At 70.0% G+C, this 23,780-nt stretch carries 27 protein-coding genes; 14 read left to right on the top strand and 13 right to left on the bottom strand.

Annotated features, from left to right (window positions below; translation table 11 throughout):
- Positions 1–25 precede the first annotated feature (25 nt).
- Genes CLV67_RS05605 through CLV67_RS05590 form a run of 4 tightly spaced genes read left to right on the top strand, consistent with a single transcriptional unit; the run spans position 26 to position 3,571 of the window.
- Positions 26–796 (top strand): SDR family oxidoreductase, encoded by a 771-nt coding sequence (locus tag CLV67_RS05605; protein ID WP_106316445.1) that lies wholly within the window; start codon positions 26–28, stop codon positions 794–796.
- Complete coding sequence (locus CLV67_RS05600; RefSeq protein WP_203736871.1) at positions 793–1,773, top strand: phosphotransferase family protein; 981 nt, start codon at positions 793–795, stop codon at positions 1,771–1,773. Before CLV67_RS05605 ends, CLV67_RS05600 begins: the two co-directional genes overlap by 4 nt.
- On the top strand, positions 1,773–2,978 hold the full coding sequence (locus CLV67_RS05595; RefSeq protein WP_106316063.1) for an acyl-CoA dehydrogenase family protein: 1,206 nt from the start codon (positions 1,773–1,775) through the stop codon (positions 2,976–2,978). The genes CLV67_RS05600 and CLV67_RS05595 overlap by 1 nt, the downstream gene beginning before the upstream one ends.
- Positions 2,975–3,571, top strand: coding sequence for a TetR/AcrR family transcriptional regulator (locus CLV67_RS05590; protein ID WP_106316062.1), 597 nt, complete (start codon positions 2,975–2,977; stop codon positions 3,569–3,571). The genes CLV67_RS05595 and CLV67_RS05590 overlap by 4 nt, the downstream gene beginning before the upstream one ends.
- Positions 3,572–3,573: 2 nt before the next feature.
- Here the strand turns inward: CLV67_RS05590 and CLV67_RS05585 are convergent, their stop codons facing one another.
- The 4 genes from CLV67_RS05585 to CLV67_RS05570 all read right to left on the bottom strand — a co-directional run bounded on the left by CLV67_RS05585 (position 3,574) and on the right by CLV67_RS05570 (position 7,580).
- The gene (locus CLV67_RS05585; protein WP_106316061.1) at positions 3,574–4,119 is read right to left on the bottom strand and encodes a DUF6886 family protein; all 546 of its coding nucleotides are present in this window, start codon (positions 4,117–4,119) and stop codon (positions 3,574–3,576) included.
- 278 nt (positions 4,120–4,397) lie between these two features.
- The gene (locus CLV67_RS05580; protein ID WP_106316060.1) at positions 4,398–5,474 is read right to left on the bottom strand and encodes an alcohol dehydrogenase catalytic domain-containing protein; all 1,077 of its coding nucleotides are present in this window, start codon (positions 5,472–5,474) and stop codon (positions 4,398–4,400) included.
- A gap of 70 nt (positions 5,475–5,544) precedes the next feature.
- Positions 5,545–6,954 carry an aldehyde dehydrogenase family protein gene (locus CLV67_RS05575; protein WP_106316059.1) on the bottom strand — a complete coding sequence of 470 codons (1,410 nt, stop codon included), beginning with the start codon at positions 6,952–6,954 and terminating at the stop codon, positions 5,545–5,547.
- On the bottom strand, positions 6,951–7,580 hold the full coding sequence (locus CLV67_RS05570) for a TetR/AcrR family transcriptional regulator (protein WP_106316058.1): 630 nt from the start codon (positions 7,578–7,580) through the stop codon (positions 6,951–6,953). Before CLV67_RS05570 ends, CLV67_RS05575 begins: the two co-directional genes overlap by 4 nt.
- Before the next feature lie 100 nt (positions 7,581–7,680).
- On the opposite strand from CLV67_RS05570, the gene CLV67_RS05565 reads away from it, so the two are divergent.
- Complete coding sequence (locus CLV67_RS05565; RefSeq protein WP_106316057.1) at positions 7,681–9,216, top strand: long-chain-fatty-acid--CoA ligase; 1,536 nt, start codon at positions 7,681–7,683, stop codon at positions 9,214–9,216.
- Here CLV67_RS05565 and CLV67_RS05560 read toward each other — a convergent pair.
- Positions 9,213–9,638 carry a (deoxy)nucleoside triphosphate pyrophosphohydrolase gene (locus CLV67_RS05560; RefSeq protein WP_203736872.1) on the bottom strand — a complete coding sequence of 142 codons (426 nt, stop codon included), beginning with the start codon at positions 9,636–9,638 and terminating at the stop codon, positions 9,213–9,215. The genes CLV67_RS05565 and CLV67_RS05560 overlap by 4 nt on opposite strands.
- Positions 9,639–9,821: 183 nt before the next feature.
- Here CLV67_RS05560 and CLV67_RS05555 point away from each other — a divergent pair, with 183 nt between their 5' ends.
- Positions 9,822–10,133 (top strand): 4a-hydroxytetrahydrobiopterin dehydratase, encoded by a 312-nt coding sequence (locus tag CLV67_RS05555; protein ID WP_106316055.1) that lies wholly within the window; start codon positions 9,822–9,824, stop codon positions 10,131–10,133.
- A 25-nt stretch (positions 10,134–10,158) separates the two neighbouring features.
- The gene (locus CLV67_RS05550) at positions 10,159–10,521 is read left to right on the top strand and encodes a PH domain-containing protein (RefSeq protein WP_106316054.1); all 363 of its coding nucleotides are present in this window, start codon (positions 10,159–10,161) and stop codon (positions 10,519–10,521) included.
- 6 nt (positions 10,522–10,527) lie between these two features.
- Here the strand turns inward: CLV67_RS05550 and CLV67_RS05545 are convergent, their stop codons facing one another.
- Entirely contained in the window at positions 10,528–11,427 is a 900-nt protein-coding gene (locus CLV67_RS05545; protein WP_106316053.1) for a hypothetical protein, read from the bottom strand.
- 260 nt (positions 11,428–11,687) lie between these two features.
- Here CLV67_RS05545 and CLV67_RS05540 point away from each other — a divergent pair, with 260 nt between their 5' ends.
- Entirely contained in the window at positions 11,688–11,867 is a 180-nt protein-coding gene (locus tag CLV67_RS05540) for a hypothetical protein (protein WP_239166018.1), read from the top strand.
- A 122-nt stretch (positions 11,868–11,989) separates the two neighbouring features.
- On the opposite strand, the gene CLV67_RS05535 is transcribed toward CLV67_RS05540, so the two are convergent.
- Genes CLV67_RS05535 through CLV67_RS05525 form a run of 3 tightly spaced genes read right to left on the bottom strand, consistent with a single transcriptional unit; the run spans position 11,990 to position 14,493 of the window.
- Positions 11,990–12,724 (bottom strand): Type 1 glutamine amidotransferase-like domain-containing protein, encoded by a 735-nt coding sequence (locus CLV67_RS05535; RefSeq protein ID WP_106316051.1) that lies wholly within the window; start codon positions 12,722–12,724, stop codon positions 11,990–11,992.
- On the bottom strand, positions 12,721–13,554 hold the full coding sequence (locus CLV67_RS05530; protein ID WP_106316050.1) for a nucleotidyltransferase domain-containing protein: 834 nt from the start codon (positions 13,552–13,554) through the stop codon (positions 12,721–12,723). Before CLV67_RS05530 ends, CLV67_RS05535 begins: the two co-directional genes overlap by 4 nt.
- Before the next feature lie 48 nt (positions 13,555–13,602).
- Positions 13,603–14,493: a G5 domain-containing protein gene (locus CLV67_RS05525; protein ID WP_106316049.1), complete on the bottom strand. Its 891-nt coding sequence runs from the start codon at positions 14,491–14,493 to the stop codon at positions 13,603–13,605.
- A gap of 200 nt (positions 14,494–14,693) precedes the next feature.
- Between CLV67_RS05525 and CLV67_RS05520 the strand changes: the two genes are divergently transcribed.
- Together CLV67_RS05520 and CLV67_RS05515 are read left to right on the top strand one after the other, a co-directional pair.
- Positions 14,694–15,143, top strand: a complete 450-nt coding sequence (locus tag CLV67_RS05520; RefSeq protein ID WP_239166019.1) for a MarR family winged helix-turn-helix transcriptional regulator — start codon at positions 14,694–14,696, stop codon at positions 15,141–15,143.
- Between the two features lie 144 nt (positions 15,144–15,287).
- The gene (locus tag CLV67_RS05515) at positions 15,288–15,911 is read left to right on the top strand and encodes a phosphoesterase PA-phosphatase (RefSeq protein ID WP_239166020.1); all 624 of its coding nucleotides are present in this window, start codon (positions 15,288–15,290) and stop codon (positions 15,909–15,911) included.
- Positions 15,912–16,447: 536 nt separating this feature from the next.
- On the opposite strand, the gene CLV67_RS05510 is transcribed toward CLV67_RS05515, so the two are convergent.
- Positions 16,448–17,053: a TetR family transcriptional regulator C-terminal domain-containing protein gene (locus tag CLV67_RS05510; protein ID WP_106316048.1), complete on the bottom strand. Its 606-nt coding sequence runs from the start codon at positions 17,051–17,053 to the stop codon at positions 16,448–16,450.
- A 64-nt stretch (positions 17,054–17,117) separates the two neighbouring features.
- Here CLV67_RS05510 and CLV67_RS05505 point away from each other — a divergent pair, with 64 nt between their 5' ends.
- Positions 17,118–17,588, top strand: a complete 471-nt coding sequence (locus tag CLV67_RS05505; protein WP_106316047.1) for a GNAT family N-acetyltransferase — start codon at positions 17,118–17,120, stop codon at positions 17,586–17,588.
- Between the two features lie 332 nt (positions 17,589–17,920).
- Positions 17,921–18,643 carry a hypothetical protein gene (locus CLV67_RS05495; RefSeq protein ID WP_146168990.1) on the top strand — a complete coding sequence of 241 codons (723 nt, stop codon included), beginning with the start codon at positions 17,921–17,923 and terminating at the stop codon, positions 18,641–18,643.
- Between the two features lie 11 nt (positions 18,644–18,654).
- Here the strand turns inward: CLV67_RS05495 and CLV67_RS05490 are convergent, their stop codons facing one another.
- From CLV67_RS05490 to CLV67_RS05480, 3 genes are all read right to left on the bottom strand, one after another.
- Positions 18,655–19,209, bottom strand: coding sequence for a 3'-5' exonuclease family protein (locus CLV67_RS05490; RefSeq protein WP_106316045.1), 555 nt, complete (start codon positions 19,207–19,209; stop codon positions 18,655–18,657).
- Positions 19,210–19,403: 194 nt separating this feature from the next.
- Positions 19,404–20,489, bottom strand: a complete 1,086-nt coding sequence (ychF, locus tag CLV67_RS05485; RefSeq protein ID WP_106316044.1) for a redox-regulated ATPase YchF — start codon at positions 20,487–20,489, stop codon at positions 19,404–19,406.
- Between the two features lie 37 nt (positions 20,490–20,526).
- Entirely contained in the window at positions 20,527–21,321 is a 795-nt protein-coding gene (locus CLV67_RS05480; RefSeq protein ID WP_106316043.1) for an alpha/beta fold hydrolase, read from the bottom strand.
- A gap of 320 nt (positions 21,322–21,641) precedes the next feature.
- Between CLV67_RS05480 and CLV67_RS05475 the strand changes: the two genes are divergently transcribed.
- Positions 21,642–23,111 (top strand): DNA-3-methyladenine glycosylase 2 family protein, encoded by a 1,470-nt coding sequence (locus tag CLV67_RS05475; RefSeq protein WP_106316042.1) that lies wholly within the window; start codon positions 21,642–21,644, stop codon positions 23,109–23,111.
- Positions 23,112–23,254: 143 nt separating this feature from the next.
- On the top strand, positions 23,255–23,752 hold the full coding sequence (locus CLV67_RS05470; protein WP_106316041.1) for a methylated-DNA--[protein]-cysteine S-methyltransferase: 498 nt from the start codon (positions 23,255–23,257) through the stop codon (positions 23,750–23,752).
- Positions 23,753–23,780: the final 28 nt, after the last annotated feature.

Genomic DNA, 23,780 nt, shown 5'->3' with positions numbered 1-23,780 from the left:
CACCGAACAGCCGGCCGGGACGTCGGTGAAACGCGTGGTGGTCACCGGCGCCGGAGGTGGGATCGGGGCGGCGCTGGCCCGCCGGTTCGCCGCGGACGGTGCGAAGGTCGTGGTCAACGACCTGAACGCGGAGGCGGCTCGGGCGGTCGCCGACGACATCGGCGGGATCGCGGTGCCCGGCGACGCGGCCCGCGAGGAGGACGTCCAGCACCTGGTCGACACGGCCTGGACCGAGCTCGGCGGGATCGACCTGTTCTGCTCCAACGCCGGGGTGCTGTCGGCCGGCGACGAGACGACGCCGGACGGGCAGTGGCAGCGCGACTTCGGGGTCAACGTGATGTCGCACGTCTACGTGAGCCGGGCACTGCTTCCGCGCTGGCTGGACAGCGGTGAACCGAAGCGGCTGCTCATCACGGTGAGCGCGGCCGGGCTGCTGACACTGCTGGGAAGCGCGACCTACTCGGTGACGAAGCACGCGGCTCTGGCGTACGCGGAATGGCTGCGCGCGACGTACGCCCACCGGGGTTTGATCGTCCAGGCCCTCTGCCCGCAGGGTGTGCGCACAGACATGCTGACGCGCGGCAACGACCGCGGCAGCGGGGCCGCGTCACTGCTCGCCGAGGGCGCGCTGCCACCCGAGTCGGTCGCCGACCTGGTCGCCGCGTCACTCGACGGCACCGGGTTCCTGATCCTCCCGCATCCCGAGGTCGAGGACTACTACCGCTTGCGCGCCGGCGATCCGGATCGTTGGCTGGGGGGCATGAACAAACTCCAGCGCGGATTCGAGTCCAAGTGAAGGGCCTTGACCTGGAGAAACTCCAGGCATATCTGGACAGCCCGCCCCTGACGGCGACGATGTTCGCGGGCGGTAGGTCGAACCTGACGTACGCGGTCACCGACGGCACGAACCGCTGGGTGCTGCGCCGCCCGCCGCTCGGGCACGTACTGCCCACGGCCCATGACATGGCGCGCGAGCACAAGGTCCTCGCCGCCCTCTCCAGGGCCGGATTCCCGGTACCCGCGCCGGTCGTGCTGTGCACCGACACCGAGGTCCTCGGGGCGCCGTTCTACCTGATGCAGCACGTCGACGGAAAGATCTACCGGGATGCCGGCGGCCTCGGCCCGGAACAGTTCCGCGAGCTGACGTTCACGCTGGTCGACACCCTCGCCGACCTGCACTCACTCGACCCGGCGGCGATCGGGCTGGGCGACTTCGGCAAGCCGGAGGGCTTCAACGCCCGGCAGGTCCGCCGCTGGAAGCAGCAGCTCGACGCCTCGCGCAGCCGTGAGCTGTCCGGCATCGACGAACTGCACGCGCGCCTCGCCACCGACATCCCGGCCGGCGGCCCGGGCGCCGTGGTGCACGGCGACTTCCGCCTCGACAACGTGCTGATCAGCGACGAGCTGACGGTGAACGCCGTGCTGGACTGGGAGATGTCCACGCTGGGCGATCCACTCAGCGACCTCGCTCTGATGCTGGTCTACTCCGGTCGCCCGCTTCTCGAGCGCGACGGACGGCCGATCTCCCCCATCGAGATCCCGGGACATCCGTCATTGGACGAGATGGCCGCCCGGTATGCCGAGCGCAGCAAGCGTGACGTCGGTGACCTGCAGTGGTATGTCGGGTTCGCCGCTTTCAAGCTCGCCGTCATCCTCGAGGGCGTGCACTACCGATACACCAAGGGTCAGACGGTCGGCCCCGGCTTCGACACGGTGGGCGCCATGGTTCCCGCACTCGTCGAGCAGGGCCACCGAGCGCTGGAAGGACACTGATGGACTTCGAGTTCGACGCCAAGACCGAGGACTACCGCAAGCGGCTGCTCGCCTTCATGGACGAGCACGTCTACCCGGCCGAGGCGACGTTCCACACCGCTTCGGACAGCTGGGAGCCGCCGGCCGCGCTGGAGGGCCTGAAGGCGGCCGCGAAGGAGGCGGGCCTGTGGAACCTCTTTCTGCCGGGTGAGCACGGCGCCGGCCTGACGAACCTGCAGTACGCCCCGCTCGCCGAGATCACCGGCCGCAGCCCGGCGATCGCACCGCCCGCGCTGAACTGCGCCGCCCCGGACACCGGCAACATGGAGGTCCTGGCCGACTTCGGGACCGCGGAGCAGAAGGAGCGGTGGCTCACACCGCTGCTGGCCGGCGAGATCCGGTCCGCCTTCGCGATGACCGAGCCGCAGGTGGCCTCCTCGGACGCCACCAACATCGGCACCCGGATCGAACGCGACGGCGACGACTACGTCGTCAACGGGCACAAGTTCTACATCACCGGCGCGATGAACCCGAACTGCAAGATCTTCATCGTGATGGGCAAGACCGACCTCGACGCCCCGCGACACCTGCAGCAGAGCCAGATCCTGGTACCCCGGGACACGCCGGGCGTGACGGTGAAACGTGGCATGACGGTGCTCGGCTACACCGACGGCGACCACGGCGGCCACGCCGAAGTGATCTTCGAGAACGTACGGGTGCCGGCCACCAACCTGATCGGCGAGGAGGGCGGCGGATTCGCCATCTCGCAGGCACGGCTCGGACCCGGCCGCATCCACCACTGCATGCGGCTGATCGGCATGGCCGAGCGGGCGCTCGAGCTGATGTGCACGCGGGCACTGGTCCGCACGCCGTTCGGCAAGCCGCTCGCCGAACAGGGCGTCATCCAGGACTGGATCGCCGAGTCCCGGGTCCGCATCGAACAGGCCCGTCTGCTGGTCCTGAAAGCGGCCTGGCTGATGGACACGGTCGGCAACAAGGGCGCCCACACCGAGATCCAGTCCATCAAGATCGTGGTGCCGTCGACCGTGGAATGGATCGTCGACAAGGCGATCCAGACGCACGGCGCGGCTGGTCTCGGCCAGGACTTCCCGCTCGCCGGGCTGTTCGCCAGCGCCCGTATGCTGCGTCTCGCCGACGGGCCGGACGAGGTGCACAAGCGTTCGCTGGCCCACCGTGAACTCAAGCGCTACCGGAGTCGTTCGTGACCAACCCACCGACGCGCGTCGACGGTCGCACCGCGCGGTCCGAACGGACCCGCAACGCGATCATCGACGCGCATCTCCAGCTGATCGGCGAGGGGGACATGCGCCCCACCGCCGATCGGGTGGCCAAGCTGGCCGGGGTGTCCCTGCGCGCCTTGTGGAGCCACTTCGCCGACATGGAGGCGCTGATGGCCGCCAGCGGCCAGCGGGTGCTGGAGCAGCGGGACGCGTCGTACCGTCCGATTCCGGCGGATCTTCCGCTGCCGGAGCGGATCGACGCGTTCTGTGACCAGCGGGCCCGGCTGCTGGAGGAGATCGGTCCCGCCGCACGGGCCTCCGCGCTGAAGGAGCCGTTCTCGGCGGGGTTGCAGCGCTATCGCAAACTGCACACCTCTCGGGTACGCGATGAGCTGACCACCACCTTCGCCTCCGAGATCGGCAGTGACGAGGTGCTCCTCAACGCCCTGATCGCGACCAGTCTCTGGCCCACCTGGGCGACGTGGCGTGACGCGATGGGCCTGCCGGTCGACGCGGCACGGGCCGCGCTGGCCCGCACGGTCACCGCGCTGATCGGCCCGACCGGCACGAAAGCCTGAGCTCAGACCGGAGGCCGGGGCGCCGCGTTCCGAAGCCTGATGCCGCTGAAGGCGACGGTGCTGGTGATCACCCGGTCCCAGAACGGCCAGAGGTTGTCCAGCAGGCGCAGCTGGATTCCGGCGGCGGCGTGGCACGCGATCAGGTCGCCGACGGGTTCAGGCGGGCCGAGCGGCTCGACCGGCTCGGTGGCGACGTGTGCGTGTGACTCCGGCTCCCCGATCGGGCGGAACGTGTCCGCGGGGAGCCGGTACGCGTACAGCCGGGTGATGCTCATGGCCTCCCACCAGGCGTATTCGATCACGTGGACCCGTTCGCCGCAGCCGGGCCCGATGATGCGTTCGCGGTCCTCGTCCGTGGTGACGCCGGGCCGGACCCAGGCCAGTGCTCGCGGGCACTGCCGCGGGAACCAGTAGTCGGGCGCTCGGTCGTGGTCGACGGCCCACACGTAAGCCTCGGTCTGCTGTGCCGTCGCCGCCACATGCGGCACGAACCGCGTGATCGTCGGGTCCTCGGAGAAGTGCAGAACTTGGCCGGGCTCGGGACGCATCAGCCCTTCCTACCGCACGCCCTGCTCCGCCGCGTGGTGACCTGCGGCCCGCCGGCGGGCACAGATCACCACACACAAGCAGAAACCAGCCGCGTGGCGACCTACGGCCCACCAGCGGGCACAGATCACCACACACAAGCAGAAACCAGCCGCGTGGCGACCTACGGCCCACCAGCGGGCAGAGATCACCACACACGAGCAGGAAGCCGGCCGCGTGGTGACCTGCGGCTCGCCGGCGGGCACAGATCACCACGCGGGTAGGGGTGGGGGCACAGTCGTCAGAGCAGGGCCACCGAGCGGGCTCCCTCGCCGCGGGTCATACGTTCGAAGGCGGCCGGGACGTCGGCCAGGCCGATGCGATCGGTGATCAGGTGATCGAGGTCGAGCTTGCCGTCGAGGACGTCGCGGGCCAGGGCCGGAATCTCCAGATCGGTGTCGGCCTGGCCGTACACCGAGGCGCGCAGCGTACGCGCCGACGAGAAGATGTCCAGCGCGCTCAGCTGCACCATGTCGTCGGCGGCGCCCATGCCGACGACCGTGACCTGGCCACCGGAGCGGGTGGCCCGCCAGGCGGCGCGGATGGTCGACGCACGCCCGACGCATTCGATGGCGTGGTCGGCGCCGAGCCGGTTCGTGCGTGCCCGGATGTCCTTGGACAGGGCGTCCGACGAGACCACGAAATCGGTGGCGCCTGCCGCTTCGGCCAGGCCCTTCTTCGCCTCGGTGACGTCCACCGCGATCACCTGCCCGGCGCCGGCGGCACGGGCCGCGGTCACGACCGACAGCCCGACGCCGCCGAGACCGATGACGACGACCGATTCGCCCGGCTGGACGCGGGCGGTGTTGCGGACCGCGCCGGTTCCGGTCAGGACGGCACATCCCAGCAGGGCGGCGAGATCAAAACCGAGTTCCGCGGGTACGGGGATGACCGCGTTCTCCGGCACGACGACCTGCTCGGCGAACGCCCCCACGCCGAGCGTCACATGGACCGGGTCGCCGTCCAGAGTGATGCCGTTGGACAGCGCCGCGACCCCATGGGACGTGCTGCACAGCCAGGGTTCGCCGTGCTCGCAGAACCAGCAGTTGCGGCAGGCCGGCTGCCAGTTCAGCACCACATGGTCGCCGACCGCCGCGCGGGTGACGTTCTGGCCGACCTCGACCACCTCACCGGCCGCCTCGTGTCCGAGGATCAGCGGGTGCGGCGGCCTCAGCGTGCCGTTGACCATGGACAGGTCGGAGTGGCAGACGCCGGCCGCGCGAACCTTGACCCGCACCTGCCCGGGGCCGATCTCGGGCAGCCGGAGTTCGACGAGCTCGGCGGGGGTTCCGGTGTCGCGCACGACGAGTCCGGTCATGTAGTGACTCAACGCGAGACCTCCGGGGTGGCGCGGGAAGGGACGGGGATGCCGGCGGAGACGGGGACGATCACCGCTGGATCGCCTTCACCTGCTGGAACTCGGTGAGCCCGTAGGCGCCGAGCTCACGGCCGATACCGGACTGCTTGTAACCTCCGAACGGCGCGAACGGGTTGAACGAGCCGCCGTTGACGTCGACGGCTCCGGTGCGCAGCCGCCGGGCCACCGCGAGCGCCCGCTCGTCGGAGCCCCAGACCGCGCCGGCCAGGCCGTACTTGGAGTTGTTGGCGATCGCCACGGCCTCGTCGTCGTCACCGAAGCCGATGATCGACAGCACCGGGCCGAAGATCTCCTCCTGCGCGAGCTCGCTGTCCGGGTCGACGTCGGCGAACACGGTCGGCGCGACGAAGTGGCCCCGCGCGGGGACGGGCGCGTCGAGTCCACCGGCGACGAGCCGGGCGCCGGCGCGTTCGATGAAGCCGCGGACCCGCTCCCTCTGCGCGGCCGAGGCGAGCGGCCCGAGGCGGGTGGCCGCGTCGAACGGGTCGCCGAGGGTGTATCCGGCCGCGGTCTTGGCGGCGAGTTCGACGGCCTCGTCGTAGTGGCTGCGGTGGACCAGCATGCGGGTCCACGCCGTACACGTCTGCCCGGAATTGAGGAAGGCATTGCCGACGCCGACCTTGACCGCCTTGGCCACGTCGGCGTCTTCGAGGATGACGTTGGCGGACTTGCCGCCGAGCTCGAGCGACACCTTGGCGATGCGGTCGGCCGCGGCCCGGCTGATGGCGGCGCCGGTCCGGGTCGAACCGGTGAACGACACCATGTCGACGCCCGGATGACCGGCGATGGCCGATCCGACGTCCGGACCGGTGCCGGTGACCAGATTGAACACGCCGGGCGGCAGCTCGGCCTCGGCGAACGCGTCGGCCAGCAGGTAGGCGGTGAGCGGCGTCAGCTCGCTCGGCTTGAGGACCACCGTGCAGCCGGCGGCCAGGGCCGCGCCGACCTTGGCGACGACCTGGTGCAGCGGATAGTTCCACGGGGTGATCGCGCCGACCACGCCGATCGGCTCGTGGACGACCAGCGAGTTCCCGATCGTCTCCTCGTGCGCCGGGCGGGTCGCGAGCTCGGCGTACCCGGCGAGGACCGTCAGCGGAAGTCCTGCCTGGACCGCCTTGGCGATCTTCAGCGGGGTGCCGAGCTCGAGGCCGACGATCCGGGCGATCTCGTCCGCCCTGGCGGCGAGGGTCCTGTGCAGACGGCTCAGGGCCGCACCGCGTTCGGCCGGCGACGCCGAGGCCCAGCCGTCGAAGGCGGAACGGGCGGCGGAGACGGCCGCGTCCACGTCCTCGGCTGTGCCGGCCGGCACGTGTCCGAACACCTCTTCGGTGTACGGGTTCTCGACTCCGATGCGCTCGCCGGAGCCGGACGGCACGTAAGCGCCGCCGATCCAGTGCTCATCGCGGAAGACCGACGTCATCGGCGTACCCCCTGGTCGTATCGGTCGGAAAGGCTGTTGATCAGCAGGTCGAGCCCGAGCTCGAACGCGCCCTCGTCGACGGCGTCGCGATGCGCGGCGAGTTCATGGGCCCGGTGCAGGTGCGGAAAACGGTCGTACAGCTCCGGGTCGGCCTCGAAGCCGAGGGCGAACGAGCCGATCGCGGAGCCGGTGATCAGGTAGCGCATCAGCGCGCCGATGTGGGTGGCCCGGGCCCGCGACCAGCCCGCCTCGATCAGCGCGCCGTAGACGGCCTCGGCCATGGCCAGTCCGGCCGGCCGGCGGCCGGGGCCGGTGGCCAGCACCGGAACGATGTTCGGGTGGGCGCAGAGCACGCCGTGGTACGACTTCGCCCACAGCCGTAGCCCTTCGCGCCAGTCGTTGCCGCGGAAGACCGAGATGTCGACCTGGGCCACGACCGCCTCGGCGACCGCGTCGACGATCTCCGCCTTCGTCGCGAAGTGGTTGTAGAGCGACGGTCCCTGCACGCCCAGCTCGGTGGCGAGGCGCCGCATCGAGCACGCGTCCAGCCCCTCGGCGTCGATCAACGCGGCTGCCGCCTCGACGATGCGCTCCCTCGTGAGCAGCGCCTGCCGGGGCCGCGCCATGTGAACCTCCTGAGAAAACCGGAATCAACACTGGACGTGTAAAAACTTACGCCGCTAGTTTAAGCACAGCTGCGACGTACATCACTAAGGGAGATCAGCAATGACGACGCTTTCCCTCGCCACCGTTCTGGCCGAAGCCGCACGCCGGTATCCCGAGAAGGTGGCGATCGTCGACGAGGCCGGAGGCCGGATCTCCTACTCCGAACTCTGGGCGCAGACCCGGTCGTACGCCGCCGGATTGCGGGAATTGGGCATCGGCCCCGGCGACACGGTGGCCATCATGATCCCGAACGTGGCCGACTTCCCGCGGGTCTACTTCGCCGCGCTCGCCGTCGGCGCCCGGATCGTGCCGGTGTCCCTGCTGCTCAACGCCGAGGAGGTCGGCTACGTGCTGGCCGACAGCGGCGCGAAGCTGTTGGTCACGCACTCTGCCTTCCTGCAGGTCGGCGCCGGGGCGGCAGCCGCGACCCAGACACCGCTGGCCAATGTCGGCCCGCTGCCCGAGGGCCTGCCGCAGTACCCGCCGCGCCTGGACCACATCTCGGCGGGACTCGAGCCGCTGCGGACATACGTCACGCGCGAGGCCGAGGACGTCGCGGTGATCCTCTACACGAGCGGCACGACCGGCAAGCCGAAGGGCGCACTGCTCACACACTTGAACCTGGTGATGAACGCGGCCGTCAACGTCTTCGACGTGCACCCGCTGACCGGCGACGACGTGGTGATGGGCTGCCTGCCGCTGTTCCACACGTTCGGACAGACGGTCGGGATGAACGCGACGTTCCGGCTCGGCGGGACGCTCGTGCTGCTCCCCCGGTTCACCGGCGAGGCGGCCATCGAGCTGATGCTCAAGGAGAACGTCACGATCTTCCACGGCGTACCGACCATGTACATCGGACTTCTCGAGGCGGCGGCCAAGGCCGACCGCCTGCCGCAGCTGAAGCTGTGCGTCTCCGGCGGTGCGTCACTTCCGGTCGCGGTCCTGGAGAAGTTCGCGGCGGCTTTCGGTTCGCACATCTGGGAGGGGTACGGCCTGAGCGAGACCTCCCCCACGGCGACCACCAACCAGCCCTCGTTCGGCGCCAAGCCGGGCACGGTCGGGCACCCCATCTGGGGTGTCGAGGTGGAGATCGCCCGCCCGGAGGTGCCGGAGAGCATCGAGTTCCTGCCGGACGGCGAGCTCGGTGAGATCGTGATCCGCGGCCACAACGTGTTCGCCGGCTACCTGAACCGTCCCGAGGCGACCGCGGAGGCGCTGGTCGACGGCTGGTTCCGGACCGGCGACCTGGGTGTGAAGGACGAGCAGGGCTTCATCAGCATCGTCGACCGGACCAAGGACCTGATCATCCGCGGCGGCTTCAACGTCTACCCGCGTGAGGTGGAGGAGGTCCTGGCCCGGCACCCGTCGATCCAGCAGGTCGCGGTGATCGGGGTGGCCGACGAGACCCTCGGCGAGGAGATCTGCGCCGTGGTGGTGCTCGAGCAGCAGGGCCTCACCGCGGACGAGCTGATCGAGTGGTCGAAGGAGCACCTGGGCAAGCACAAGTACCCGCGTCAGGTCCGGTTCGCCGAGTCGCTGCCGCTCGGCCCGAGCATGAAGGTCCTCAAGCGGGAGCTGCGCAAGCAGTACAGCTAGCCCTGCAGCAGTGGTGGCAGCTCGGCGACGATCGGGACGTCGGCGGGCAGCCACGGGACGCTGTCCAGCTGGTCCACGGTCAGCCAGCGCATGGAGCGGTGCTCCAGCGCCTCCGGCACGTCTCCGCCGAGCAACTCGACGGCGTAGACCCGGAGCACGGCGCGACCGTGGGCCAGCGGCACGTCCGGCCCCACCCGGGCGCCGACCTCGACCCGTACACCCAGCTCCTCGGCGCATTCCCGGGCCAGCGCCTGCGCGTCGGTCTCGCCCGGCTCGACCTTGCCGCCGGGGAACTCCCACCGGCCGGCGGCTTCCGGCGGTGAGCTGCGCTCGCAGGCCAGGACCCGGCCCGCGGTGATGATCACAGCCGCCACGATCACCCTGGGTGATGACGTCGGCTTGACGTATTGTTCGGCCCGCATGCGTTCCAAGATCTCATGAAAGTTGACCGTTCAGGTTGCCCGCTGGTGCCCCGATCGTCACGCAAACACGGATATGTGGGCGTGGACACCATGGCCCGGACGGACGAAACTGTGGGGCACCGACCATGACGACACGGCGACAGTTCGGCCACAAGCCGGCAACGACGCTAAGGGGGTGCGGTAGTGCGGGCGAGAAGACGCCGAGACACCGGCTCGGACTATCTCAGTGACGCGCTCGCGTTGCTGAGTGGCTGGACCCGGGACGGCGTTCAGCTGCGCCGCGATCTGGCGTGTGACGACAGTCAGCACGCCGCCTTGACGGAACGTATCAAGGTGGCCGCCGACACCCTTCACATACGTCCGACCATCCGGCGATATAACGGTCACACTCAGATCAGTCTCGGTCCGCAGGACGGCGGCACCATCACCGACGGTGAGGTGACCCTCGCGGCCCGGATCGAGGATTTCTACCGTACGGTCGTCGAGAGGCCCTGAGATCAAGAGGACTACGCTGCGCCGCATGACTGACGTGGTGTACGACAACAAGGGTCAGCTCGAGCAGATCCAGAGCGGCCTGCTGGAGGGCGAGCAGATCATCGCCGTCTATGACGCGATCGGTGCCGGGACCGGCTTCATCGGCCTCACGAACCGCCGGATCATCATCCAGGACCAGTCTTACGTGGGGAAGCGGTTCGCGATCACCAGCATTCCCTACTCCAAGGTCAGCAGCGTCAGCGTGGTGAGCAACAAGAGCTGGGCCGGCCAGTTCTTCTCCTCGGGCACCATCGCCATCACGGTCGGCACGGCCAGTTACGAGATCGAGTTCCGCGGGTCGGACAAGGCGCACCACGTGCACAACCTGATCCTCAGCCAGGCCTCCTGAACCTGATCAGCGCCCGCCGACCGCCTGCGTGAGATCCCAGACGTACCGGCGGCCGGCGGGCTTCTCGTCGAGCCAGACCACCTCCCACCGGCCGCGCGCGTCGCGTTCCGGTTCGCTGATCCAGCCGTACCCTTGCCGCTCCTTGACGCTCGGCGGCTGATCGCTGTCCGGGAAGCTGAAGGTGACCTGGAACCGGGTGAACGCCGAAGGTGTTCCACTGGCGGTGGGCAGCCGGTCCTCCCAGACGAGCTGGTCCCAGCCACGTTCGCGCAGCGGGTTCCACAGTCCGCGCGGCAGGTATTCGACCTGCCACTCGGTAGGCGTCGTCATCGCGGGATCGAAGATCAGCCAGACACGCAGCAGGCGGCTCTGCTCCAGCGGCAGCGCGGTGATGGTGCCGCCGACCGGCCGCAGCGTCTTGAACGAGATCTCGTCGAGCCGGGTCAGCCGGTCGGTGTCGGTCGGCACGATCGGGCGCATGGTCCGGTGCGTGACCAGCGGTTCCGGGGTGGTGATCCGCTTCTCCACGATGCGGTCGCTGTCGTGGTCGACACCGATCGAGACCAGAACCTCGAGGGTCTCCGAGAACAGCGGCTTCTCCCGCTCGCTGATCCGCTGGATGGCGTCCAGGTAGTGCTGATGGCCGGCCTGCTGGATCGCGAGCAGGCCGGTGGCGTCCTGCAGGTCGGCCTTCAGCTCACGGATCTTGACGACGAAGGCCAGCTGCCACAGACGGACCACGAAGTAGAGCAGGCAGGCCAGGAAGACGGCGGTGAGGGCCCACTGGGCGATCCGGGTGGGTATCTCGGTGAGCTGCGCGATACCCGACGTCAGGCCGATGAGCACGACCGAGACGTTCAGGGTGCCCCTGAACAGGGTGTGAGAGATCGTCGGAGTCTCCGGCATCGTCCCAATGATGTCGAAACGATCCTTACCGACAAATCCTCATAAAGAGTGACTAGGCACGGGCAGGGACGGCTGTTCGCCCGATATCCCTTGTCCGATCAGCCCACTGACCATGCCACTCCGGACCACCCGCGACGGTTACTGGCTGGTAACCGTTGCTCCCGGTTTCCTGCCCGCCGCATGCTACCGGGAGTTCCACCAGAATCGATCCTCATTCCCCCCGGAGGCGATCACCGGTGCTGACCCACCTGCAGAGGCCGTTGACCCGGAGGTACCGGGCCGAGATGTTCGGCCACAACCTCGATCCGGTCGGCATCACGCACGGAGGCGAGGGTGGCCAGCCGCGACGGCGCCTCCTGATCGGTCACAACGCCATCTTCGCGGTCGCGATGCTGCTGTCGGCGGTGCTGGTGGGTCTCGCCACGGTCGCCCTGCACTGACGACCGGTCGCCGCGGCGAAACCACGAGCGTCAGCTACCGCCTTCGCCGCCCTTACCGGTCCGGTCGGACATGGCTCTCCTCAAACAAAACGGGTGGACTCCGAAGTCCCAACGCCTCCAGCCTAGGTGAGGACGCGGGTCGGCAAGGGCGTCTCGGTCACCGTGCCGTCGGCGGCACGCTTCAACTCGTACGCCAAAGGCCCCTCATGGTCGGCGACCGCCTCGGACAGTGACGTGCCCCGGTAGATCAGCCCCGCACCGTCGTCGGTGGCGTAGCCGTCCGGCAGGATCGCCTTGCCGATGAGCTCGTGCATCTTGGGCCGCCGCTGCTCCTCGGCGTCGTAGTGGACGCCGTTGCTGTACGGCAGGAAGCCCAGCCCGTCGGTGAAGCCGCGCAGGTCGTACCCGAAGCTGTCGGTGCTGCCGCCGGTGTGCCAGCAGATCGAGCCGGCCGAGACGCCGCTGAGCACCACCCCGGCCTGCCAGGCCTCGTGCAGGATCTCGTCGAGGCCGTGCACCCGCCAGACCGCGCACAGGTTCGCGACGCTGCCGCCGCCGACCCAGATGACGTCCTGGGCGAGCAGGTGCGCACGCATGTCGGCGATGTTCGGCATCGGGAACAGCTGCAGGTGCGACGCGGTGAATCCGGTGCCCGCGAACGCCGAGTAGAAGGCTCCGATGCGTTCCTGCGGATCGCCGGTGGCCTGGGCCAGGAAGCAGATCTTCGGCGTCTTCGGCGCACCGGCCAGTTCGGCGGCGAGGTGGTGGATCGGGCCGGGCCGCATGTCGAGCAGGCCGTGCCGGCCCGGACGGAAGGAGGCGCTGGTGGCAAGGATGGTGGGTACGTCAGCGGTCACCGCAGCATCATCGCGCACGCGTCGGTGGTCTCCAGGACGAGATCCGCCATCAGATCGATCGCGGTGCTGAGGTGCACCGGATCGCCGTCGACCGCCGCGAAGACCGCGTCGGCCCGCGCCTTGAAGCGCTCCGGAGCGTCCGGCAGCGCCCCGGCCGCTGCGATCGCGCCCTTCTCGTTGATCAGCCAGCGTCCGGCCGCCCCGTGCAGCGCGTGGGCACACACCCCGGCCACCCGGAACAGACAACCGGCCACATAGGCGCTGTCGCCACGGGACACCGCCTTGCGCGACACGCCGAGCAGGAAGTCGGCCTCCCACAGCCCTGCCACCAGGGCCTTCGAGAGCGCCCGCGGATAGACCCGGACGCGGCCACGCAGGGTCTCGAGATCTCCGGTCGGATCGGCGAGGACCCGGGCCAGAGCCAATTCACCGGGGTACGAGAAGTCGGCCACCCCGAGTGGATGACCGGCCTGCACGTGGAAGGCGTATCGTCCCTGCTCCGCCTCGGCCCAGCAGCGCTCGACCCGGTCCAGGTCACGGTAGATCCAGTCCACGTGGTGACCGTCGATCCGCAGCCAGCCGCCGCCGTCCACCCACGGACCCCAGCCGCCGGTCGCGGTCACCCCGCTGCCCCGCCCGGCGACCTCCTCGGCCAGCTCGCCGAGCCGGCCGGTGTCCAGCGGCGCCCGGTAGTAGAGGCCCAGGTCGTAGTCGGAGTCCTCGGTGTGCGTGCCCCGGGCCCGGCTGCCGCCGAGGACCACCCCGACGACGCCGGGCACGGTGAGCAGCCGCTGGGCCAGATCGGCCAGGCCGGTGTCGGTCAGAGCCATGCCGTTACCGTGTCCCCCGACCGGCCCGGACGCAATCGTGGGTGACCGTCAACACAGTGTCGCGGGTTCCAGGCGTACCGCGTCCAGACCCTCCGGACCCAGCAGTTCCAGGTCCTCCTCGGCGATCAGGATCTCGCCGGTCTCCTCGGGCGGCAGAGCGCCCGCGGCCGGCGGCAGGGGGGACACGCCCGCGGCCGAACCGTCGGACGGGCAGACCGCGGTGCGCCCGAACGGCAGGCACAGGCCCAGCGCCTGATCACACACCGGTTCCGGGGCCGGCTTGCGGGCCGCGCCGAGCGCCACCACACGGTTCTGCGGCTTGCGGGTGACCGAGCTGCTCAGCAGCCTGCGCGCGGTCGGCCGTCCGTCGGTCGTCGTGACCAGGTAGCGCAGCGTCTGCTCGCCGGGCGATCCGGCGACCCGCACCTGACGGACGCCGCGGGGCAGCGAGGAGTCCCGCACCACCTGCGTGTCGAACGGGACGACCCGGGTCTCCACGTCCGTCCGGGTGGTGACGATCGGCTCGGCCGCCGCCTTCCGTCGCGATGGGGCCTGGGCGAGCGTACGGGCAGCACGCGGCCCGGTCCGGTCGGCCCGCTGGTCGGCCACCCGGACACGGCTCAGGTGATCGGCCGGCGCGGCGGTCCGCGCCGGAGCCGGGGTCGTGGTGGCTACCGGTGGCGTCTCGCCGGGCCGCTCGGGCAACGGTTCGGCCGCGGCCGCCGCCCGGCTGACCACCTCCGGGCTCTCCTCCAGCATCGGGGCGCCGAGGTCGGCCTCGGCCGCACGGGCCGTGGTGCTGACGCTCTCCGATCCTGGACTGGTCATGGTGGATACCGCGCCGGCCACGCCACCGCCGACGACCACGAACATCGCACTCGCGCCCGCGGCCATCCGGACACCGAACGGCAGCCGGGCCCACCAAGACTTTCGTGGCATTTCGAGCAGTTGCTGCAAAGAGTCACTAGTTGTCTGGTTTTGCACCAAAGCATTGTGACTTTCTCCGGCCCGCAGGCAAGCCGACAAGCGTCACCCGAAATGCTGACGCCCGCGCCCCGAGACCAGGCTCACGCGTTACCCCGGCGAGGCGCAGAGTCGCCGGGCCGGCCGGGATGCGCCGTCGCCGTACGATCGGGACCATGCACGCACTCGCGCCACTCAGTCCCGACGAAGAGGCCATGATGCGCGCACTCGGCCGATTCCTGCAGGTCATGCCACGTGCCCTCGACGCCGATCTGGTTCGCGAGCAACGCATGTCCGCCAGTGAGTACACGGTTTTGCGCCATCTCTCCGAAACTCCCGGCCAGCTCATGCGAATGAGCGAACTCGCTACGGCGTGCGACATGTCACTGAGCGGCATGACACGCCTCGCCGCCAAGCTCGAGTCCGGCGGCTACCTGCGCCGCATCCGCTGCGAGGAGGACGCCCGCGGCGCCAACGCGGTCCTCACCGAGAAGGGGATGGCCCGGCTGCGGGAGGCCTGGCCGACGCACCTGGCCAGCGTCCGCCGGCACATCTTCGACCACCTCGAGGGCCTCGACCTGCGCCGCCTGGCCGACGCGTTCGCCGCGATGGCCGCCGACACCTGACCGCCTTGCTCCACCCTCGGCCACGCGGCACCCGCCGACACCTGACCGCCTTGCTCCACCCTCGGCCACGCGGCACCCGCCGACACCTGATCGGCGGCGTTTCGCGTCGCCTCACCGGCGTGTTCGGCTTGGGATGATGCAACGGTGATCAACGCTGCTGCCGATGACGTCCGGACCCGTGCGCCGGGCGTGCTCGACCGGATCGCGGTCGTCGTCTCGGAAGTACTCGCACCGGCCGTGCTCGTGGCCGTACTGCTGCTCACCGTGGGATGGCACGCCGGCGAGACACCCGGCGTCTCCCGCTGGTGGGGTCTGCCCGGCGCACTGTTCGCCGCGGTCATTCCGCTCGGCTACGTGCTGCACGGCGTACGCAAGGGCCGCCTCACCAACCATCACATCCCGGAACGCGCCGACCGCCGCATCCCCCTGCTCTTCGGCACCGCCTCACTGGTCGCCGGCCTGCTCCTGCTGCTCGCCCTCGGCGCCCCCGGCGAGGTGCTCGCGCTGCTCACCACCGGCGGCGTCGGGCTCGCGGTGTTCGCCCTGGTCACGCACTGGTGGAAGATGTCCATCCACGCGGGTGTCGCGTCCGGCACGGTGGCCGCGCTGACCGTCGTCTACGGCCCGGTCGTGCTGCTCGGCGTGCCGCTGGTGCTGCTCGGCTGCTGGGCCCGGGTCCGGCTGACCGCGCACACACCGGCCCAGGTGATCGTCGGCGCCATGGTCGGCGCACTGATCGCCGGAACGGTCTTTCCGGCCCTGCTCTAGTCCGGCTCTAAAGAGCTTTCGCGGTCGGGGTTCCCGGCCCGTCAGCCGCATCCGTCTGAGCCGTGGTGGCGTTCGGTCGGCTGATGGCCTGGCGTCCCCGTCGTGGCTCCGGGAGTCGGTTACCGCCGCGACCCGGTGCTGGACGATCAACTACGGCCGTTTTCGGAGCCCGGCTCCGGGATATCGCTGCCTCTGGCCCGGTAAAGGATTCGCCGCCCACGGCTGGGCGATCAAGCGGTCCGGGGAAGGGTTCACCGGCCACGGCTGGGCGATCAACAGCCCGGGGAAGGGTTCGCCGGGCACGGCTGGGCGATCAACAGCCCGGGGAAGGGGTCGCCGGGCACGGCTGCGCGATCAACAGCCCGGGGAAGGGGTCGCCGGGCACGGCTGCGCGATCAACAGCCCGGGGAAGGGGTCGCCGCCCACGGCTGCGCGATCAACAGCCCGCGGAAGGGGTCGCCGGGCACGGCTGGGCGATCAGGTGGTCCGGGACATGGCTATCCCCACCAGCCTCAGACTCTGACCGTAGAAGGTGTCTAGCCCTCCCCATCCCCGTCGGCGAGCTCGAAGGCGACGAGGGCGGCGTCGAGCATGCTTTCCTGGTCTGCGGGAGGGAAGGCGGCAGGGTCGGCGGCCGCGTAGACGGCCACCCCCTCCGCCATGGTGATCAGCGCCAGGGCGACCGCGGAGACCCGGGCGGCCGTCCACTCCGGAGCGGCCGCCGCGGTCAGGCGCTCGACCCGTTCCCGCCAGGCTCGGTTGTTGCGGCGATGCTCCTCGATCAGCTGGTCGTCGGCGACGGCTGCGGCGAGGAAGCCCATCCAGACGATCGCCTCCTGGCGGGTCTGCTCGTCGAGGGCCATGCCCTGGTGCAGGACCGCCCGCAACGCCACCCGAGGTGTCGCCGCCTCCGCCTCCAGGGCCTCGACCCGGGCACGGGTCATCTCGTGCAGCAGTTGCCGGGCGTGCAGCAACAGCGCCTGCCGGTTCGGGAACCGGTGCATGACCAGACCTGTCGTGCATCCGGCGGCCGTCGCGACGGCCCGGACGGTGAGCCGTTCCAGACCCTGTCCGGCGAGCACGCTCCACACCGCCCGGGACAGGGCTTCGCCCTGCGCGGACCGATCAGCCGTACGTGACACGCGTCGCACCCTCCTCGATCCGTAACGCCTGTTACCGTAACACCTGTTCCGAATGGAGGATGTCATGACCTGGACCATCGAAGCCCGCCCGTGGGACGACCCCGCCGGCGCCGCACTGCGCACCGCCCAGCGCACCGAGCTCGACGCCCGCTACGGAAGCGACGACCACGAGCCGGGCACGCCGCCTTCCGCCGCCGACATCGACCTGTTCCTGGTCGCCACCAACTCGTCCGGAACGGCGGTCGGCTGCGGCGCCCTGCGGCGCCTCGATCCAACGTCCGCTGAGGTCAAGCGTATGTACGTCACTCCGGACAGCCGCGGCTCCGGCGTCTCCACAGCGATCCTCCGAGCCCTGGAGTCGGCTGCCGTCGAGCGGGGCTGGACCACGATCAGACTCGAGACCGGCCCGGCCCAGCCGGACGCGATGCGCTTCTACGAACGCGAGGGATACCACGAGATCCCCCTGTTCGGCCCGTACACCGGCTCGGATGTGTCGGTCTGCTACGAACGGCTCCTCGCGGTCCCGATTCGCTAACCTAGTCGCATGACAGCGCTTCGAAGTGGAACGCGCGATGACGGTACGGCTCGACGAGCGCAACCGTCCCGAGCCGGACGTCGTGGTGATCACGGCACCCTTCGAACCCGACCGGACGCTTCAAAGCCGATGAGGCCGAGCGTGACGGTCTTGTCCCCCGACGCTCGTGAGCGCACTGATTCAATCGCGGGGTGATCGAGAGACCTGCATCGGTTGAGCCGCTGACCTGGGGTGTCGTCGCGAATGTGAGCCGGGAGACGTTCACCCGCCAGCAGACGGACACGAAGCGACCGGGCACACGTCACTTCGTACCCGGGGCAAAGGTCTGGGTCTTGCCGATCGTCTGGGGTGATGGTGGTGACCAGCGCCATGTGGTCGGCACGCGCCGCAGAAGCGGAGGCCGGAGCCTGATCCGGCTCGTGATGAACACCGATCGCCTGGTCAACTACCGGGTCAGACCGGTCTGGAGTCCGGCGGTCTACGCCGCCATGGGCCAGCCCCTGAACGGCGGCAGCGGCCTGCCGATGTACAGCTCCAAAGAGGACGCCCAGCAGGCCGCCGACGTCCGCAAATGGCTGCGTACCCGCGAAACGCACCTCGGTCTCGCCCTCAACGGTGAGATGAGCGCCATGCACAACGCCGACGAGACCTGCGAGTTCTGTGACGGGCGCGACGCCGCCCTGGCCGGCGCCGGAGAAGACGCCAACCCCCACCCCTTTCCCGGTACGGAGTCCGAGCACAGCGTCGACTGGTGGAGCACCGATCACGGCATGTGGAGATGCGGCTGGCTCGCCGAGAGACACCGCGGGTTCCCGTTCCGGATCGACGACCTCGGCGTACGGCACATCGCCCTGCTCCGGCGGAGACTGAGCCGTGACGCGGCCTGGCTGGCCCGCGTCAGCGCGGGACGGACCGCCGCCGAACTGGAGTCGGACGGGATCTCACGAGCCCGGCTCCGGCTGGTCCGGGGCGACCACCCGCTGCGCCCGCTCGATGGTGTCGTGCACGCTTGGCTGGACGACGGCGACCGGGTCGTGCGGACGCAGTTCTGCTGACCGGCGCCCCGTCAGCGCGAGCGGGCGGCGCGGCGCATGGCGATCCACAGTTCGCCCTGCTCGATCGCGTCGTCGAGGGCCACGTGGGTGTGCCGGCCGGGGCCGAACCAGGCGCGCGGCATGGTGCGTTTGACCGTGCCGCGGAACTCGGTGCCGAGCACCGCCATCGCGAACGATTTCATGTCGAGCGCCGAGTGGGAGAACGGGCTGACGCCGGTGAACCGGATGAGGTACCAGTAGACGAACATGAAGTCGAACGCCGCCGGGTAGCCCACGAACACCGGCTTGCCCGGCAGCGCCTCCAGCCAGGCGCGATAGTCGGCCATCGCCTCGCCGGGCTCCCGCAGCTCGGCCCGGCAGGCCTGCCACGCCTCCGGGTTCCGGCCCCACCAGGCCATCGTGCCCGGGTCCGCGACCGCCCCGGGAAGGGTGTCCAGGTTCGCGGTGAACGTGCCGACCATCGTGCCGTCGGCGTCGAAGGCGGCGGACGCGAAACTCAGCATCGAGTTACGACCCGGGATCGGGCCGTCCGCCTCGACGTCCGTACTCACATAGATCTCGGCCATGCGCCGGAATGTAGCCGACCAGCCGCCCGGTCCTCAGACAATTACCGCGGGCCGGCTACAGCCCGATGACCCGAACCCTGCGTAGTTGTGCCCGTGCAGCGTCGCCGCTTTCATCAGGCCGGCACTGCGTCGGGCACACTCCTTCGTCGAACCCTCGATCCACCTCTCCGGCGCCATGCAGGGCCGTGGCGAAGTCAGACGTTGAAGCGGAACTCGACGACGTCGCCGTCCTTCATGATGTAGTCCTTGCCCTCCATGCGGACCTTGCCGGCGGCCTTCGCCGCGGACATGGAGCCGGCGGCGACCAGGTCGTCGTAGCTGACGATCTCGGCCTTGATGAAGCCGCGCTGGAAGTCGGAGTGGATGACTCCGGCAGCCTCGGGAGCGGTCGCGCCGACCGGGACCGTCCAGGCGCGGGCCTCCTTCGGGCCGGCCGTCAGGTAGGTCTGCAGGCCGAGAGTGTCGAAGCCGACACGGATCAGCCGGTTCAGGCCGGGCTCGGACTGGCCAGTGGACTGGAGCAGCTCCAGGGCGTCGGCCTCGTCCAACTCGATCAGCTCGGACTCGATCTTCGCGTCCATGAAGACGGCCTCGGCCGGCGCGACGAGGGCGCGCAGCTCGTCGAGGAACGTCTCGTTGCCCAGCTCGGCCTCGTCGACGTTGAACACGTACAGGAAAGGCTTGGTGGTGAGCAGGTGCAGCTCGGCCAGCAGGTCCAGCTCGACGCCGGCGGCAGCGGCGCCCTGGTAGAGCGTGATGCCGTCGTTGAGCAGCTTGAACGCGCCCTCGGCGGCAGCCACCGTGGCGGCCTTCTCCTTCTTGAGCTTCGCTTCTTTCTGCAGACGCGGCAGCGCCTTCTCGACGGTCTGCAGGTCGGCGAGGATCAGCTCGGTGTTGATCGTCTCGATGTCGTCGGACGGCGACACCTTGCCGTCGACGTGCAGCACGTTCGGGTCGGAGAAGGCCCGCACCACCTGGCAGATCGCGGACGCGTCGCGGATGTTCGCGAGGAACGCGTTGCCCCGGCCCTGGCCCTTGGACGCACCACGGACCAGGCCCGCGATGTCGACGAAGCTCACCGGCGCCGGCAGGATCTTCTCGCTGCCGAACATCTCGGCCAGCTTGCCCAGCCGCTCGTCGGGCAGCCCCACCACGCCGACGTTGGGCTCGATCGTCGCGAACGGGTAGTTCGCGGCGAGCACGTCGTTCTTGGTGAGGGCGTTGAACAGGGTGCTCTTGCCGACGTTGGGCAGGCCGACGATTCCGATGGTGAGGCTCACGGAACGCCAGTCTACGCAGTGCCCATCCGCGACCCGTTCAGCGGAAGAACTTCCGCAGCTCGGCCGCGACCAGCTCCGGCTTGCCGCTGTCGTCGGCGGCGAGGTGCCCGACCCCGGTCAGGGTCACCCGGCGCACTCTCGGCAGGACGGGTTCCAGGCCGTTCAAGACCCCGGTGAGGTACGCCGGGGAGCGGTCCCCACCCAGCAGGAGCGTGTCCGCGGTGACCGCCGCATACGTGCCGAGCGGTCCGGCCGCCTCCTCGACGACGGCGGCGTCCAGGCGCATCGTCGGGATCAGGTCGCCGATCCGTTTACCCTCGCCGGCACGGATCACGAGTCCCAGCAGCGGGATCATGGCCGCGCGTGGAACGTACCGCAAACCGCCTGTGCCTTTGGAGACCGTGACGAACGCGGCGGCCCGCCGGCCCCGGGAGAGCTCCTTCTCGTATCTCGGCAGCCAGGCGAGCGGATCGTGATCGCCGTGCTTGAGCGGTGGCTCGTAGAGCGCGAGGCGTTCGATCGGCAGCTCCATGGCCGCACGCAGCGCGATGACCGCGCCGGAGCTGAGGCCGAAGACGTTGCGCGCCCCGGTCTCCTCGAGCACCGCCGCAAGGTCGTCGATCTCGGCCCGGAGCCCGTGCCCGTGTTTCGCCGGACCGCTGAGGCCCCGGCCGCGCCGATCAGGCACGTAGACGGTGAACGTGGCCGCGAGCGACCGGGCGAGTTTCCCGAAGTTGTCCGAGGTCTGCATGCCGCCGTGCAGGAGCACGACCTTGGGGCCGCCGCCGAGGGCACGCCACCGGATGTCCGTCCTTGCCGCTTGCGCCATCATGCCGTCAACCGTAGTTGACAGACTCGACCATCGTCAACCTCGGTTGACACCTGCCGACTCCGGACCTCTTCCACACCAAGCTGATCGGTCAGCAGTGATACGAGCACCCCACCTCGGCCAGATTGATCGGCCGGCAGTGACATGAGCACCTCTCCCTGCCCGAGAAGGAGCCACACGCCGGGGCTCGCGCCTCAGAGACAGCCGAGATGATCACCCAGCACAGGGCTGATGTCGCAATGGGTGCGGCTCAACCCACCGCCCTCACGGTCGTGTCCGAATCCCGCCAGCCATCGGCGTCACGCGAGAGCAGACTCGATGGCATGGAGCTGGACTTCGAACACTGTTACCGGGCCGTCGACAGCCGCGACCCGCGGTTCGACGGATGCTTCTACACGGCCGTACGGACCACCGGCATCTACTGCCGGCCGTCGTGCCCGGCGGTCACCCCGAAACGGGAGAACGTCACGTTCTACGTCAGCGCGGCGGCCGCCCAGCGCGGCGGATTCCGCGCCTGCCGGCGATGCCGCCCCGACGCCGCGCCCGGCTCCCCCGAGTGGGACACCCGCGCCGACACCGTCGGGCGGGCCATGCGCCTCATCGGTGACGGGGTCGTCGACCGGGAGGGCGTGCCCGGGCTCGCGGCACGGCTCGGATACACCGAACGACACCTCAACCGGATGCTCACCACCGAACTCGGCGCCGGGCCGCTCGCCCTCGCCCGCGCACAACGGGCGCAGACGGCGCGGATCCTCGTCGAGACGACCCGGCTCGGGCTCGCCGACATCGCGTTCGCCGCCGGGTTCGGCAGCGTGCGGCAGTTCAACGACACGATGCTCGAGGTGTACGCACGGTCGCCCAGCCAGATGCGGGAGAAGCAGTCCGCCAGCGATCGGGGCGAGGCCGGTGTCGTCAGCCTGCGACTCGCGTACCGGCCGCCGTTGCATGCCGGCTCGCTGCTCGAGTTCTTCGCGGGCCGGACGCTGCCCGGCGTCGACGAGGTGGTCGACGGGGCGTACCGCCGAGGGCTGGTTCTTCCCCACGGGAACGCTGAAGTGGTGCTCACGCCGGGAGAACGCTGGGTGCATGCGACCCTCCGACTCGGGGATGTGCGGGATCTCGCGCCAGCGGTGGCTCGGTGCCGGCGGCTGTTCGATCTGGACGCTGATCCGGTGGCGGTGGACGGGCTGCTGGGGGCGGATCCTGCGCTCGGGGCGGCGATTGCGGCGGAGCCGGGGGTGCGGGTGCCTCGGGCTGTGGACGGGTTCGAGATGGCCGTTCGGGCGGTGGTGGGGCAACAGGTGAGTGTTGCTGGGGCTCGGACGACGCTGGGGCGGATGATCCGGGCGGTCGGTGGTGGGTCGCCTGCTCTGGGGGAGCCCACCCCCATCCCCCAAACCACCGCGACCGGACAGCTCACCGGTTTCCCGGCGGCGAGCGCCATCGCCGCGTTACCCGACTCCGCGTTCGGCATGCCGGCCGCACGCCGCGCCACGATCCGAGCCCTCGCCGAGGCCGTGGCCGACGGCAAACTCGACCTCGACCCGGGTGCCGACCGAGCAGAGACCGTCGCCCGTCTCACCGAGCTGCCCGGCATCGGCCCGTGGACCGCCGGTTACGTCACCATGCGCGCGATCGGCGACCCCGACGTCTTCCTGCCCACCGACCTGGCGGCCCGGCGCGGCGCCGAGGCCGTCGGCCTCCCCGGCACGGCGAAGGCCCTGGCCACACACGCCGAACGCTGGCGTCCCTGGCGGTCTTACGCGTTGATCCGCCTGTGGCGTGCCGCCTGACCGAACATACCCGCCGCTCGCCCCGGGTGGCCGTTGTCCACATTGCTGAAAGTGCCCTCGCGGTTATCCACAGCCCGGGTGTTCGGCACCCCGCAGGCCGCGCGAACCGGCCATGCTCCAAGACCTCGACCCAGGAGGAAACGATGTTGCTTCATTCGACTTTGGACACCCCGGTCGGCCCGTTCACGATGGTGGTCAGCAGGGCCGGCGCGGTGCGCGCGGCGGGCTTCACCACCGACGTGGCGGAGCTGATGAAACTGGTGCATCCGGTGTTGCTCGAGCCTGTGGAGCCGGGTGATCCGGGCGGGGTGGGCACGGCTGTCCGCGCCTACCTCGACGGTGACCTGACGGCGATCGACGCGGTCCGGGTGGAGCAGCACACCGCCGGTGAGTTCATGGCACACGCTTGGCGGGTGATGCGTGACATCAAACCGGGTTCCCCTGTGACGTACACGGGCTTCGCGGATCTGTCCGGCCGTCCGGCGGCGATTCGTGCGGCCGCGGCCGCGTGTGCCCGCAATCCGGTCGCGCTGTTCACGCCGTGTCATCGGGTGCTGCGGACCGACGGGTCGCTCGGCGGCTACCGCTGGGGCCTGCACGTCAAGGAGTGGCTGCTGCGGCATGAGTCGGCCGATGCCTAATCGCGTGGCGGCCCGCGGGTGCCGGTCC

The organism is Actinoplanes italicus (genome assembly GCF_003001815.1).
Classification (GTDB): Bacteria; Actinomycetota; Actinomycetes; order Mycobacteriales; family Micromonosporaceae; genus Actinoplanes; species Actinoplanes italicus.
Note: the sequence above shows the minus strand (reverse complement) of the source record. Positions and strands in the feature narration are given on the sequence as shown.